Below are 14,459 nucleotides of genomic sequence, written 5' to 3' on the forward strand. Positions count from 1 at the left end.
TCCATCCACGCAACGATCCCCGAACAGGAGACCACGTTCGTGCCCCTCAATCCCATGCCGGAGACGCAGGCACCCTGGCCCGGCCGAGACCGGCTGCGCATCACCGGCGTCCGGTCGATCGTCACCGCCCCGGAGGGCGTGCCGCTCGTCGTCGTCCGGGTCGACACCAACGATCCCGGCCTGTACGGGCTCGGCTGCGCGACGTTCACCCAGCGCTTCCACGCGGTCGCCGCCACCGTCGACCGTCATGTCGCGCCGCTGCTCGTTGGCCGCCATCCGGCCGACATCGAGGACATCTTCCGAATGGTCCACTTCTCGTCGTACTGGCGCAGCGGGCCGGTCACCAACAACGCTCTGTCCGGCGTCGACCAGGCGCTGTGGGACATCGCCGGCAAACGGGCCGGCATGCCCGTCTACGAATTGCTCGGCGGGCGGGTCCGCGCGGCGGCCGACACGTACCTGCACGCCGGCGGGGCCACCGTCGACGACACCCTGGAGCAGGCCCGCGCCCTGCTCGACCGGGGCTACCGACACGTCCGGCTCCAGGTCGGCAGCCCCGGCATCGGCACCTACGGCGCTCCGGCCACGTCCGGCGGTTACCCCGGAACACCGCACCCCGGCGGGTGGGACGTGCACCGCTACCTGCGCGACACACCGAACCTGTTCGCGCAGGCCCGCGCGGCCCTCGGGCCCGAGCCGCACCTGATGCACGACGTCCACTCCCGGCTGACCGTCAAGCAGGCCGTCGGGTTGGCCCGCCAGCTCGAGGAGTACCGGTTGTTCTTCCTGGAGGATCCGATCGCCCCGGAGTTCTACGACCGGCTGAGCGAGGTCCGCGCGGCCGCACCCATGCCCATCGCCGTCGGCGAGCAGGTGGCGTCGGTGGCCGACGCGGCCCGGCTCGTGACGGGTGGCGGCGTCGATCTGCTGCGCCTGCACATCTCCTCGATCGGCGGCCTGAGCCCGGCGCGCAAGCTCGTCGCCCTGTGCGAACTCCACGGTGTCGGCACCGCCTGGCACGCGCCGACGGACGTGTCCCCGGTCGGCGCGGCGGCCAACGTCGCGCTCGACGTGACCAGCGCGGCGTTCGTCGTCCAGGAGGGGCACGAGTACTCGCCCGACGTCCACGCGGTGTTCCCGGGCACGCTCGCACCCCGCAACGGTTTCCTCTATCCGTCGGACGCGCCCGGCTGGGGCATCGATCTCGACGAGGCGGAGGCGGCCAAGTACCCGCCCGTGGAGCACCTCCACGAACGGTGGTCGGCCCAGGTACGGCACCTCGACGGCGGGATCGTGGCGCCGTGAAGATCGACCGTCTGGAGACCTTCCTCGTCGCGCCCCGCTGGCTCTTTCTGAAGATCACCACCGATGACGGTGTCGTCGGCTGGGGCGAACCGGTCGTGGAAGGCCGCGCCGAGACCGTCCAGGCCGCCGTCGGCGAGCTGTCCGACCTGCTCGTCGGCAGCGATCCGATGCGCATCGAAGACCATTGGCAGGTCCTCACCCGCGGTGGCTTCTACCGCGGCGGCCCCGTACTCTCCAGCGCCGTCGCCGGCATCGACCAGGCGCTGTGGGACATCGCCGGAAAGGTCCGCGGGGCGCCGGTCCACGAACTGCTCGGCGGGCCGGTACGCGACCGCGTCCGGATGTACGGCTGGGCGTACGGCGAGACCGCCGAACAGGTCGCCGAAAACGCCGCGGCGGCGATCGCGACCGGATACACCGCCGTCAAGATCGCACCGCCCGGCCCGATGGCGTTCCTGGACACACTCGCGGGCCTGAGCTCCGTCGTCGATCTCCTGGCCAAGGTCCGCGATGCGGTCGGCCCCGACAATGATGTCGCGATCGACCTGCACGGCCGGGCCTCGATCGCCGCCAGCCGCCGCCTCCTGTCACTGCTGGAGCCGTACGTGCCGCTGTTCGTCGAGGAACCGCTGCGGCCGGAGTACTCCAGCGACATCGCGCGGATCGTCACGGCGACCACACTGCCGATCGCCACCGGCGAGCGGCTCTACACGCGGCGCGAGTTCCGGGACGTCCTGGACGCCGGAGTGGCCGTCGTCCAACCCGACCTCTCGCACGCCGGAGGCATCTCCGAGGTCCGGCGCATCGCGGCGGTCGCCGAGATGTACGACGCCGTCCTGGCCCCGCACTGCCCGCTCGGCCCCATCGCCCTGGCCGCATGCCTGCAGATCGACCTGGCCATTCCCAACTTCCTCATCCAGGAACAGGCCCTGGGCATCCACTACAACAACGGCCAGGACGGCCTGAACTACCTCGTCGACGCCGACGTCCTGCGGTTGCGGGACGGGCACGTGGAGCGTCTCGGCGCACCCGGCCTCGGCATCGAGGTCGACGAGAACGCGGTGCGGGCGGCGGCGGCACGGGGGCACCGCTTCCGTTCCCCCGTCTGGCGCGGCCCGGACGGCGCCTTCACCGAGTGGTGACCACCCTTCGCCCCCCGACCAACCAGCCACCCTGGAGATGCCATGGCACTGTTCGACATGCCCGAAGACCTGCTGCGCAGCTACCGGCCCGCGATCGCGGAGCCGGAGGACTTCGACAGCTTCTGGACCGCGACGCTCCAGGACGCGCGCGCCCATTCGCTGGATCTCACCGCCACGCCGGTCGACAACGGCCTCGCACTGATCGACACCCTCGACGTCACCTTCGCCGGCTACGACGGCAACCCGGTCAAGGCATGGCTGCACCTGCCCGTCACCCGCACCGGTGCACTGCCCGCCGTGGTGGAGTACGTCGGATACGGCGGTGGCCGCGGCCTGCCGCATGAGAGACCGCTGTGGGCCATGGCCGGATATGCCCACCTCATCATGGACACCCGGGGTCAAGGCGCGAAGGGCCCCAAGGGGGACACCCCTGATCCGGACCCCTTTGGTGACCCCGCGATCGCGGGTTTCACCACCCGGGGCATCGCCAGCCCGGAGAGCTACTACTACCGCCGGGTCTTCACCGACGGGGTCCGTGCCGTCGACGCCGTACGGGAGCTGTCCGAGGTGGACGCGACCAGAGTGGCCGTCACCGGAACCAGCCAGGGCGGTGGAATCGCGACCGCCGTGGCCGGCCTCGCCTCGGGCCTGGTGGCCGCCATGCCCGACGTTCCGTTCCTGGCCGACTTCGCCCGCGCGCTGACCATCACCGACGCCTCGCCGTACGCCGAGATCACCGGCTATCTGAAGGTCCGCCGGGACCAACGCGACCAGGTGATGCGAACGCTCTCGTACTTCGACACGGCCAACCACGCCAAGCGGGCCAGCGCCTCGGCGCTGTACTCCGTCGGGCTCATGGACCAGGCCTGCCCGCCCTCGACCGTGTACGCCTCGTACAACCACTACGCCGGCCCGAAGGAGATCCGCGTCTACCCGTTCAACGGCCACGAAGGGGGCCAGGCCTTCCATGAGATCGAAAAGCTGAGGTTCGCCGCCAAGCCGCTCAGCGGGTGAGCGGAGCGCAGCCGAGCCGGCGCCGACCGGCCCCACGTCACCATCAACAGCACCGCGGAGGAGGAGCCGGCATGCAGCCGCAGCACGATCATCGATGGTTGCGCTGGCCATCGGACCCGTCCCGGCGCCGCCTCGCGTTCGGCGCCGACTACAACCCCGAGCAGTGGCCACGTCACGTCTGGGACGCGGACGTCCGGGCCATGCAGGTGGCCGGCGTGAACATCGTCTCCTTGGCGATCTTCTCCTGGGCCCGGATCCAGCCCCAGGCGGACGTGTGGGACTTCGGGTGGCTGGACGACGTCATGGACCTGCTGCACGCCCACGGCATCGCCGTCGACCTGGCCACGGCGACCGCGTCCCCGCCGCCCTGGCTGACCACGATGCACCCGGAGATCCTGCCCGTCGACCGGGACGGCCACACCATCTCGCCCGGGGCCCGGCAGCACTGGCGGCCGACTTCGCCGATCTTCCGACGGCACGCGCTCCGCCTGACCCGCGCACTCGCCGAGCGGTACCGCGACCACCCGGCGCTGACCGCCTGGCATGTCAACAACGAACTGGGCGGTGACAACGCCTACGACTACTCCGATGACGCCGCGACCGCGTTCCGGGACTGGCTGCGCCGCCGGTACGGCACCCTGGACGCCCTCAACCGGGCCTGGGCGACCACGTTCTGGTCGCAGCAATACAGCGACTGGACGCAGATCCTGCCACCGCGGCGGACGGCCACACACCCCAACCCGACGCAGCAACTGGACTTCAAGCGGTTCTCCTCCGACGCGCTCAAGGACCACCTGCGCGCCGAACGATCCGTGCTGTACGAAGTGACCCCGGACGTTCCCGTCACCACCAACTTCATGGTCATGGGCTGGTCCAAGGCCCTCAACTACGCCGACTGGGCCGCCGAGGTCGACTTCGTCGCCAACGACCACTACACGACGCCGGGCCCGCAGGCGCACGACGAACTGTCGTTCTCCGCCAACCTCACCTCGAACCTGGCCGGCGGGCGGCCGTGGTATCTCATGGAGCACTCCACCAGCGCGCTCAACTGGCAGCCGATCAACGTCGCGAAAGGGCCCGGCGAGATGGCCCGGGACTCGCTCACGCACGTCGCCCACGGCGCCGACGCGGTCTGCTTCTTCCAATGGCGGCAGTCCGCGGCGGGCGCCGAGAAGTACCACTCGGCGATGCTGCCCCACGCCGGCGTCGACAGCACCGTCTTCCGCGCCGTCACCGATCTCGGTGCGACGCTGCGCGATCTCGCCGAGGTGGCCGGCACGACGCGTCGGCCGTCCGGCGCGGCCATCGTCTTCGACTGGGAGTCCTGGTGGACGGCCGAACACGACGCGCACCCCAGCGACCGGCTCCGCTACCGGCAGGAGGCCCTCGACTGGTACACGGCCTTTCTCGAACTCGGTATCCGCGTCGACGTGGTTCCCGTCGGCGCGCCGCTGGATCGCTACGGTCTGCTCGTCGCCCCGATCCTGCATGTCGTACCCGGCGCGCTCGCCGACCGGCTACGCGGCTACGTCACCCGTGGGGGCCACCTGGTCACCACCTACTTCTCCGGCATCGTCGACGAGCACGACCATGTCTGGCTCGGCGGCTACCCGGGAGCCCTGCGCGATCTGCTCGGCATCAGGATCGAAGAGTTCGCTCCCCTGACCGACGAGCAGAGCGTCGAGCTCGACAACGACGCGGTGGGCACCCTGTGGACCGACCGCATCGACCTGGCGGACCCCGCGACCGAGGTCCTGGCCCGGTACCGCCAGGGCGGCCAGAATGGCCGCGCGGCCATCACCCGTCGGGCCGTCGGGTCCGGATCCGCCGCCTACGTCTCCACCCGTCTGCGGCCCGCTGGGCTCACCGTCGTCCTGGCCGACCTGGCGCGGTGGGCCGGCATCGAGAGCGAACTTCCGCCGGGCCTGCGCGGCCGCGTCGAACTGGCCGTACGCGGACCGTACTGGTTCCTGATCAACCGTACCGGGCAGACCCTCGACATCTCCGCCGTCGAGGGCGAACGGCTCGGTTCCGGGACCGCCGTCCTGGCACCGCACGCCGTGGCGGTCCTGCGTCGCGCCGCTGTCGCGGACCAGGCGGGTCAGTGATGCTCACCCGCGCCGACCTCGGCGTGCTGGACGTCGCGGCCCGCACGGCCGTCGACCTGCGGACAGCTGGCAGCCGCCGGCCGACCGTCGCGAATCCGGTGGCGTTGGTGGACCAACCGTTGCGAGACTCGGTCCCGTGCCCGAACCGGACCGCTTCCGCGCCGCCGTACACGTCTGGGCGGCCGGCGGTCCCGATGCCGCGACGGCCGCCGACGCGGCCCGGAAGTCGGCGGTCGGCCTGCGTGCGGTCGTCCTCGTCGAAGGGGCCAGCGACCAGCGCGCGGTGGAGGCACTCGCGGATCGACGGCACCGTGACCTCGCCGGTGAGGGCGTCTGCGTGGTGCCGCTCGGCGGCGCGATGAGCGTCGGCCGGTACCTGCGGCTGTTCGGACCGCAGGGCCTCGCCGTCACGGTACGGGGGCTGTGCGACGAGGCCGAGGAGGGCTTCTTCCGCCGTGGCCTGGAACAGGCGGGTTTCGGTGCCGCCTTGGACCGGCCTGCGCTGGAGGCGCTCGGGTTCGGGGTCTGCGTGGCCGATCTGGAGGACGAGTTGATCCGTGCGCTGGGCAGCGACGGCGTGCAGCGGGTCATCGCGGACCAGGGGGACCTCGCCCGGTTGCGCATCTTCCAGAACCAACCCGCCCAACGTGGACGGTCGATCGAGCGCCAACTGCGTCGTTTCCTGGGCACCATGAGTGGGCGCAAGGCCCGCTACGCCGAGGCGCTCGTGCGGGCGCTCGACCCGGATCGCGTGCCCCGCCCGCTGGACCGACTGCTCGCCGACTGAGTCTCACGCCGGCACGACCGGCAGCTCCAGCACGTCGTCGACCGTGCGGCGCGGGGTGGGTCGGCCCGGCTGGCCGTACCCGATGCGCAGCACCATCTGCGGGGTGCCGAAGCGTCCCAGCGACACGCGTAGCTGCTCCCGCGCGGTCGGCACCTCGATCGGCTGGGACAACATCGACACGCCCAACCCGGCGTCGGTGGCGGTGAGCAGCACCCGTTGCAGGGCCTGCCCGGCGACCACCTGGTCGACGGCGGTGTTGCCGACCGAGCCGAGCACGCCGACCAGCGGCTCGGGTTCGAAGTCCCGTCCCGGCGCGCGGTCGCGTCCGCCGAAGCCGCGCGCCGGCAGCACGTCCTGCGGCTCGTGCTGCGGGCCGCCGGCCGAGGCGGCTACGCCGTCCGGCGCGGGCCCGTGACGCAGCCACTGCTCCCGCTCGGCGCGGTACGTCGGGTCGCGTTCCAGCACCCGGTGCGCGCCGCGGGCGATCTCGCCGAACGCGTGCACGGCGCTCACCCCGACCAGCAGTTCCAGCCAGCACCCCTCGGCGCGGGCCGCTTCGCCGAGCCGCCAGCGAGCGTCGGACGGCACCGGGTCCGGCCAGAACGGCAGCCGGTTGCTGAACCGGCGGGGGATGGCGGTGTACAGGCTCTGCTCGGTGGGGCTGGGCCGGCGCGGGAGGTCCGGCACCAGCCGGGCCAGCAGGTCCGGCTCGACCGGGTCCGGGCGCAGTCGCACCCGGGCGGGAACGCCGGCCACGGCCAACGCGATCCGCAGGTTCAGCAGGGCCGCGCCGCACGCCATCCGCACGCCCCAGCCGCTGGGATCGGTCGCCGGCAGCCGCCGTGACGGGTCGGCCAGCACCTCGATGCCGCCGTCGCGTAGCCGGAACCGCCACGGCTGCGTGTTGTGCAGCGACGGCGCCCGGACCGCGCTGGCGGCGGCGGCCCGCAGGTGGTCGCCGGTGTAGCCGATGTTCATGGCGGTGCTCCTTCCCCTGGGCCGGTCGTCGAGCCGGGACGGCTGGCGCACCCCTCACGGTCCGCCGATCGGACGGCGACGAGCAGGGCCGGACGTCCCGACCCACCGGGCCCGACCGCCCCAGCGACCGTCGGTACCTCGGGTCGGGACCTTCGGCCCGTGCACCCGTCGTGCGGCACCGGTAGAAACGAGGGATGATCCGCGTCTTCCTCCTCGACGACCACGAGGTCGTCCGCCGTGGCCTGGCCGACCTGTTGCAGAGCAGCGGTGACATCGAGGTGGTCGGTGAGTCCGGCTCCGCGCAGGAGGCGTCGCGTCGCATCCCGGCGCTGCGGCCCGACGTGGCGATCCTCGACGCCCGGCTGCCCGACGGCAACGGCATCGACGTGTGTCGCGACGTCCGGGCCGTCGACTCGTCCATCAAGGGCCTGATCCTCACCTCGTACGAGGACGACGAGGCCCTGTTCGCCGCGATCATGGCGGGTGCCGCCGGGTACGTGCTCAAGCAGATCCGTGGCACCGACCTGGTCGACGCGGTGCGCCGGGTCGCGGCCGGGCAGTCCCTGCTCGATCCGGCGATCACCACGCGGGTGCTGGACCGGATCCGCAACGGCGTCGAACAGCCGCGCGAGCTGAAGTCGCTCACCGAGCAGGAACGGCGGATCCTGGAGTACGTCGCCGAAGGGCTGACCAACCGCGAGATCGCGGGAAAGATGTTCCTCGCGGAGAAGACGGTGAAGAACTACGTCTCCAGCGTGCTGGCCAAACTGGGCCTGGAACGCCGCACCCAGGCCGCGGTCCTGGCAACCCGCCTGCTCGGCAAGACCCCCTGACGCCCCCCTCACCTCCGCGATCTTGCACTTTCTGCGCCGACAAAACCGACCCGAAGGCGCATACCGTTCACCGAAACTGCAAGATCGGCGAGACTCTCCGCGCAGGTCAGTCGCCGAGCGGCACTGACCAGCGGAGCTCGGTGCCGTGGGGGTCCGCGGGGTTGATGGTGAAGGTGCCGTTCAGGCGGTCGGCGCGTTCGCGCAGGTTGACCAGGCCGCCTCGGGCCGTACCTGGGTCGCAGCCCACCCCGTCGTCGGTCACCGTCACGCTCACCTGACCGCCGTCGACGCGTACGGCCACGTCGACGCGGGTGGCCCGCGCGTGGCGGACCGTGTTGGACAGCGCCTCGCGCAGCACGGCGGCCAGCTCCGGGCGGATGGTGTCGGGGACGGCGCTGTCCACCGGGCCGGTCAGCTCCAGGTGCGGCTTGAAGCCAAGGGATTCGGCGGCCAGTTCGATCGCCTCGCGGATCTCGGTGCGCAGCGCGGCGGTCATCGGTGTGCGCAGCTCGAAGATGGTCCGCCGGATGTCGCGGATGGTGTCGTCGAGGTCGTCGACGGCGGCGTTGATCCGTTTGGCGACCTCGGGGCGGGCCATCATCGGCGCGGCGCTCTGCAACTGCAGGCCGGTGGCGAAGAGTCGCTGGATCACCACGTCGTGCAGGTCACGGGCGATCCGCTCGCGGTCCTCCAGGACCACCAACAGCTCGCGCTCCTCCTGACCACGTGCCCGCTCCATGGCCAGCGCCGCCTGGCCGGCGAAGCTGCCCAGCAGCGCCACGTCCTCTTCGCTGGCACCGCCGCCACGCTCCGGCCGGTGCGCCACGATGAGCACACCGTGCAGTGTCTCCGCGGTGGCCAGCGGCGAGACGATCGCGGGCCCGGTGTGCAGCAGCGCCGGCCAGGGCGCGGCGTGCGCGAGGTCGTCCACCTGGTCGTGCCGCCCCTGCGCCACGGCCGCGCCGAAGCTGGTCTCGGCGGCCGGCAGAACCGCGCCGACCAGCGCCCGGGCCCCCTCGTCCACACCGTCGACCACTTCCACCGTGAACTGCGCGGTGTCGGCGTCGTGCAGCAGCACCAGCGCCAACTCCGCCTCGGCGACCTCCCGGGCGCGGCGGGCGACGAGTGCCAGCGCGTCGGTGCGACGCACCTCGCCGAGCAGCACCGTGGTGATCTCGGCGGTCGCCGCGAGCCAGCGTTCCCGCCGGTGGGCGAGGGCGTACAGGCGGGCGTTCTCGATGGCCACGCCAGCGGCGGCGGCGAGCGCGACGACGATCTCCTCGTCGTCCTCGGTGAACTGGGCGCCGCCCTGCTTCTCGGCCAGGTAGAGGTTGCCGAACACCTGTTCCCGGATGAGTACCGGCACGCCGAGGAAGCTGTGCATGGGCGGGTGGTTGGCGGGGAAGCCGTAGGAGCGGGGGTGCTGGGTGATGTCCGGCATGCGCAGCGGGCGGGGATCGTCGATGAGCAGGCCGAGCACGCCCCGCCCGTGTGGCAGGTCGCCGATCCGCGCGTGCTGCTCGGGTGTGATGCCGTGCACGATGAAGTCGTGCAGCAGCCGGTCCGGGCCGACCACGCCCAACGCGCCGTACCGGGCGCCGACCAGCTCGCAGGCCGCCTGCACGATGCGCCGCAGGGTGGTGCGTAGATCCAGGTTGGTGCCGATGCCGACGACCGCGTCGAGCAGCGCCCGTAGCCGTTCCCGGCTGGTCATCACCTCGCCGACCCGGTCCAGCATCTCCTGGAGCAGTTCGTCGAGGCGGACCCGGGACAGGGGGCTCAGCCCGAGCGACGGCGTGACCGGGGTTTCCGGACGGGGCTGCGGGACGCTGCTGGTCACCGCGCGATCGTAGCGCCGACGATTCGCGACGATCGACCCGTCAGCGCCGGTCGCCGCGCACCGCGGAGGTGTCAACCACCTGTTCGCCGGCCAGTCGCGGGGTGTGCGGCGGTCCCGCGTGGGCCGGGTCCGCGATCCCCAGGCGCAGCACGAGGTACGGGAAACCGATGCCGGCGAGCACCTGACGCAGTGTCTGCCGGGTGCCCTCGACCTCGACCACCGCGCTCAGCGGCACCGCCGACACACCGAGCCGGGTGGCGGTCAGCCAGGCGGCGGAGAGGGCCTCACCGGCGCGGAGCCAGCTGTCCCGCTCGTCCTCGTCGCCGTGCAGCAGCGCGTACACCGCAGCGTGGTCGTGGCCGGGGCCGATCGGCAGGCTTCCGGGACGGCCGAAGTCCCGGCTCGGGACGGTGGTCTGCGTGGGTTCGGCGGGCAGCACGTCGGCGGGTAGGCCGGTGCCGGTGTCGGCGCGACTCGTCCAGTACGCCAGCTCGGCGCGCAGCTCCGGGTCCTCGGCCTCGACCGCGCCGGCGTGCCCGGCCGCGGCGGCCAGCTCCAACACCTGGTCGCGGTCGAGGATCTGGAGCCGACTGCCCTCGGCGGTGACCGCCCGGGTGATCTCCCCGATCGCGGCGGTGGGCACCGGCTCGTCGCTGACCGGCCGTCGGTCGGTGTGCCGCACCGACATGCACTGCACCAGGCGCATGGCATCAGGGTCGGGCTCGGTCCGGGTCAGGTCGGAGAGGCGGGCCAGCAGGCCGGGGTCGCCCGGGTCGGGGAGGCGTTGCACCATTGCGCGCCAGCCCTCGGCGGCGAGCGCCACCCGGGCGTGGTGCAGGGCTGCGCCGCAGCTGACCGCCAGCAGTCGTCCCTCCGGGTCGCCGGCCAGGAGCTGCCGGTCGGCGGCCGTGTGCAGCTCCAGCGCATCGGAGAGGACCCGCCAACGCCAGGGCTGCGTGTTGTGCACCGAGGGGGCGTGGCCGGCGGTGGTGGCAGCCTCCGCCAGCGCGGTGGTCAGCTGGCTTTCCTGACTCATCGTCACGACCTTTCCGTCTCTGCCCATCGTGCCTGACCCGGCGTTGTCGCGCGGTGTGTTGCCGCTCCATCCTGAGGCCTCGGCCGGCCACGCGCAGGGGCCACAGGTCCCGGGACCCGGGCCGGTCGGCCCAGAACGACGGTCGGCCGTCTCAACGCTCCCGGACGACGGCGACCGGGCAGCCGGCGTGCTGGATGAGCTGCTGGCTGACCGAGCCGAGCAGCATTCCGGCAAGCCCGCCCCGGCCCCGGCTGCCGACCACCACCAACTGGGCCGACCGGCTCGCCTCGATCAGCGTCGCCGCCGGACTGCCCGCCACGAGGTCGACCGTCAGCTCCAGCTCGGGGAACGTCCGCCGCCAGGGTTCGACCGCCTCCTCGACGGCCGCCCGCTCGTCGGGCGTCCCGGCCGCTCCACCGGGGCCCGGCGTCCAGGCGTGCAGCACACGCAGCGGTACCCGACGCTGGGCCGCCCGCTCGGCCGCGAAGCCGAGTGCCACCAGCGACGGCTCGGAGGTGTCCACCCCGACCGTCACGGCGTCGGCCGGGCCGTGGGTGGTGCCGTCGCGGACCACGATGACGGGACAGTGTGCGTGCGCGGCGACCGACACCGCCGTCGACCCGGCCAGCAGCCCGGCGAACCCGCCGTGACCCCGGCTGCCGAGCACCAGCATCCCCGCGTCGGTGGAGCGTTCCTGCAACACGAGGGCGGGCGGTCCGTCGTACACCTCGCCGGTGACCGTCAGGCCGGGATGCGCGGCGGCGGCGTCCGCGGCGGCGTTGCGGACCAGGTCGTCCACCTGCCGTCGGGCGGTGTCGTCCGGCCAGATGCCGGGCGCCACGCCCGGACCGACCCAACTGGCCACCGTCAGCCATTCGAAGATGTACGCCAGCCGCACCGGCTGACCGCTGCGTTCGGCCTCGTCCAGCGCCCAGTCCAGGGCCACCGACGCGTCGGTCGAGCCGTCGTAGCCGACCAGGATCTCCGCGTCCCGCACGTCGTCCTCCTTCAGGGGTTGGTCGGGTCGGTCTCGCGGACCCACCGCCACTCGGCGACCTGCGGGTCGTCCTCGCCGTACCGGCGGGTGTAGTCGCGGGCCGCCTGCCGGGCGTCGACCATCCGCTGGCGCAGGTGCGCGGCGCGCGCTCCCAGGCCCGGCACCCGGTCGATGACGTCGATGACGAGGTGGAACCGGTCCAGGTCGTTGAGCATCACCATGTCGAACGGGGTGGTGGTGGTGCCCTCCTCCTTGTAGCCGCGTACGTGCAGGTTGTCGTGGTTGGACCGGCGGTAGGTCAGGCGGTGGATGAGCCACGGGTATCCGTGGTAGGCGAAGATGACCGGTCGGTCCGGGGTGAAGATGGTGTCGAATTCCTTGTCGGGCAGGCCGTGCGGGTGTTCGGTGTCCGGTTGCAGGCGCATCAGGTCGACGACGTTGACCAGCCGGACCTTCAGCTCCGGCAGGTGCCGGCGCAGCAGGTCGGCGGCGGCCAGCGTCTCCAGGGTGGGTACGTCGCCGCAGCAGGCGAGGACGACGTCCGGCTCGCTGTCGCCGTCGGTGCTGGCCCACTCCCAGATGCCCAGACCGCGGCGGGTGTGCTGGATCGCCTCGTCGACGGTGAGCCAGTTGGGCGCCGGCTGCTTCCCGGCCACGACCACGTTGATGTAGTGCCGGCTGCGCAGGCAGTGGTCCATGGTGGCGAGCAGGGTGTTGGCGTCCGGCGGCAGGTAGACCCGGACCACCTCGGCCTTCTTGTTGACCACGTGATCGATGAAGCCCGGGTCCTGGTGGGAGAAGCCGTTGTGGTCCTGCCGCCAGACGTGGCTGGACAGCAGGTAGTTCAGCGAGGCGATCGGCTGTCGCCAGGGGATGGCGCGGGTCACCTTCAGCCACTTGGCGTGCTGGTTCACCATCGAGTCGACGATGTGGATGAAGGCCTCGTAGCTGGTGAACACCCCGTGCCGGCCGGTCAGCAGGTAGCCCTCCAACCAGCCCTGGCACAGGTGCTCGGAGAGCACCTCCATGACCCGGCCGTCCGGGGAGAGGTGGTCGTCGCCGGGGACCGTGGCGACCATCCAGGCCCGGTCGGTCGCCTCGAAGGCGGCACCCAACCGGTTGGACGCGACCTCGTCCGGGCCGAACAGCCGGAAGGTCTGCGGGTTGGCGGTGATCACGTCGCGGATCCACGGACCGAGCACCCCGGTCGCGCCGGCCATCGGCTGGCCCGGCTCGGGGACGTCGACGCCGTACTCGCCGAAGTCGGGCAGGTCCAGGTCGCGCAGGATCACTCCGCCGTTGGTGACCGGGTTGGCGCTCATCCGCCGGTCGCCGCTCGGCGGCAGGGTCCGCAGCTCGTCGACCGGTGCGCCGGTGGCGTCGAACAGCTCCTCGGGTCGGTAGCTGCGTAGCCAGCGCTCCAGCTCGGCCAGGTGCGCCGGGTTGTCGCGTACGCCGGACAGCGGCACCTGGTGCGCCCGGTAGGTGCCCTCCACCTCCGTGCCGTCGACCTCGCGCGGTCCGGTCCAGCCCTTCGGCGTCCGCAGGATGATCATCGGCCAGCGGGGCCGCTCGACGACGCCGCCGGAGCGCGCCCGGCGCTGGATCGTGGCGATCTCGTCCAGCGCCCGGTCCATGGTGGCCGCGAGCGTGCGGTGCACCATGCCCGGGTCGTCGCCGGCCACCACGTACGGCTCGTAACCCGAGCCCCGCATGAGATCCAGCAGGTCCGTCTCGGGGATCCGGGACAGCACGGTGGGATTGGCGATCTTGTAGCCGTTGAGGTGCAGGATCGGCAGCACCGCGCCGTCCCGGGCCGGGTTGAGGAAGACGTTGGAGAGCCAACTGCCGGCCAGTGGGCCGGTCTCCGCTTCACCGTCGCCCACCACGCAGGCGACCACGAGATCCGGGTGGTCGAACGCGGCGCCGTAGGCGTGGCTCAGGGCGTACCCCAGCTCGCCGCCCTCGTGGATCGAACCCGGCACGTCCGCTGCGACGTGGCTGGGGATGCCGCCGGGGAAGGAGAACTGCCGGAACAGCCGGGCCATGCCGGTCTCGTCGCGGGCCACGTCGTGGTAGCGCTCGGACCAGGTGCCCTCCAACCACGTGTTGGCCACGATGGCCGGGCCGCCGTGTCCGGGGCCGGTGACCAGCATGGCGTTCAGGTCGCGCGCGACGATCACCCGGTTGAGGTGGGCGTAGATCAGGTTCAGCCCGGGGCTGGTTCCCCAGTGTCCGAGCAGCCGGGGCTTGATGTCGTCGACGGTCAGCGGCTCCCGCAGCAGAGGGTTGCCCAGCAGGTAGATCTGCCCGACGGTGAGGTAGTTCGCGGCGCGCCAGTAGGCGTCCAGCCGGCGCAGCTCCTCGTCGGTGAGTGCGCGCTGTACGTCTTCAGCGGTGTCCATGATGCTGCCTCCCG

The 14,459-nt window shown here is 72.1% G+C and carries 11 protein-coding genes; 6 read left to right on the top strand and 5 right to left on the bottom strand.

The window, feature by feature from the left end:
* Positions 1–39 precede the first annotated feature (39 nt).
* From ACN269_RS28540 to ACN269_RS28560, 5 genes are all read left to right on the top strand, one after another.
* Positions 40–1,305, top strand: a complete 1,266-nt coding sequence (locus ACN269_RS28540; protein ID WP_421475327.1) for an enolase C-terminal domain-like protein — start codon at positions 40–42, stop codon at positions 1,303–1,305.
* Complete coding sequence (gene dgoD, locus ACN269_RS28545) at positions 1,302–2,447, top strand: galactonate dehydratase (protein WP_421475328.1); 1,146 nt, start codon at positions 1,302–1,304, stop codon at positions 2,445–2,447. Before ACN269_RS28540 ends, dgoD begins: the two co-directional genes overlap by 4 nt.
* 42 nt (positions 2,448–2,489) lie before the next feature.
* Entirely contained in the window at positions 2,490–3,461 is a 972-nt protein-coding gene (locus ACN269_RS28550) for an acetylxylan esterase (RefSeq protein WP_421475329.1), read from the top strand.
* 71 nt (positions 3,462–3,532) lie between these two features.
* Positions 3,533–5,569, top strand: coding sequence for a beta-galactosidase (locus tag ACN269_RS28555; RefSeq protein WP_421475330.1), 2,037 nt, complete (start codon positions 3,533–3,535; stop codon positions 5,567–5,569).
* A gap of 136 nt (positions 5,570–5,705) precedes the next feature.
* Positions 5,706–6,356: a TOPRIM nucleotidyl transferase/hydrolase domain-containing protein gene (locus ACN269_RS28560; RefSeq protein ID WP_421475331.1), complete on the top strand. Its 651-nt coding sequence runs from the start codon at positions 5,706–5,708 to the stop codon at positions 6,354–6,356.
* A gap of 3 nt (positions 6,357–6,359) precedes the next feature.
* Here the strand turns inward: ACN269_RS28560 and ACN269_RS28565 are convergent, their stop codons facing one another.
* Complete coding sequence (locus tag ACN269_RS28565) at positions 6,360–7,334, bottom strand: Acg family FMN-binding oxidoreductase (protein WP_421475332.1); 975 nt, start codon at positions 7,332–7,334, stop codon at positions 6,360–6,362.
* A 194-nt stretch (positions 7,335–7,528) separates the two neighbouring features.
* Between ACN269_RS28565 and ACN269_RS28570 the strand changes: the two genes are divergently transcribed.
* Positions 7,529–8,167: a response regulator gene (locus tag ACN269_RS28570; protein WP_421475333.1), complete on the top strand. Its 639-nt coding sequence runs from the start codon at positions 7,529–7,531 to the stop codon at positions 8,165–8,167.
* Positions 8,168–8,273: 106 nt separating this feature from the next.
* On the opposite strand, the gene ACN269_RS28575 is transcribed toward ACN269_RS28570, so the two are convergent.
* The 4 genes from ACN269_RS28575 to ACN269_RS28590 all read right to left on the bottom strand — a co-directional run bounded on the left by ACN269_RS28575 (position 8,274) and on the right by ACN269_RS28590 (position 14,445).
* On the bottom strand, positions 8,274–9,950 hold the full coding sequence (locus ACN269_RS28575) for a GAF domain-containing protein (RefSeq protein ID WP_421476615.1): 1,677 nt from the start codon (positions 9,948–9,950) through the stop codon (positions 8,274–8,276).
* Positions 9,951–10,047: 97 nt separating this feature from the next.
* Complete coding sequence (locus tag ACN269_RS28580; RefSeq protein WP_421475334.1) at positions 10,048–11,043, bottom strand: Acg family FMN-binding oxidoreductase; 996 nt, start codon at positions 11,041–11,043, stop codon at positions 10,048–10,050.
* Between the two features lie 151 nt (positions 11,044–11,194).
* Positions 11,195–12,040, bottom strand: coding sequence for a universal stress protein (locus tag ACN269_RS28585; RefSeq protein WP_421475335.1), 846 nt, complete (start codon positions 12,038–12,040; stop codon positions 11,195–11,197).
* 11 nt (positions 12,041–12,051) lie between these two features.
* Entirely contained in the window at positions 12,052–14,445 is a 2,394-nt protein-coding gene (locus ACN269_RS28590) for a phosphoketolase family protein (protein WP_421475336.1), read from the bottom strand.
* Positions 14,446–14,459: the final 14 nt, after the last annotated feature.

Source organism: Micromonospora sp. WMMD736 (assembly GCF_049179015.1).
GTDB lineage: Bacteria > Actinomycetota > Actinomycetes > Mycobacteriales > Micromonosporaceae > Micromonospora.

Excerpts from the sequence above, each read along its gene's own strand:
- ACN269_RS28550 (WP_421475329.1), top strand. The coding sequence starts at position 2,490 with ATGGCACTGTTCGACATGCCCGAAGACCTGCTGCGCAGCTACCGGCCC.
- ACN269_RS28555 (WP_421475330.1), top strand. The coding sequence starts at position 3,533 with ATGCAGCCGCAGCACGATCATCGATGGTTGCGCTGGCCATCGGACCCG.
- ACN269_RS28565 (WP_421475332.1), bottom strand. The coding sequence starts at position 7,334 with ATGAACATCGGCTACACCGGCGACCACCTGCGGGCCGCCGCCGCCAGC.
- ACN269_RS28570 (WP_421475333.1), top strand. The coding sequence starts at position 7,529 with ATGATCCGCGTCTTCCTCCTCGACGACCACGAGGTCGTCCGCCGTGGC.
- ACN269_RS28580 (WP_421475334.1), bottom strand. The coding sequence starts at position 11,043 with ATGAGTCAGGAAAGCCAGCTGACCACCGCGCTGGCGGAGGCTGCCACC.
- ACN269_RS28590 (WP_421475336.1), bottom strand. The coding sequence starts at position 14,445 with ATGGACACCGCTGAAGACGTACAGCGCGCACTCACCGACGAGGAGCTG.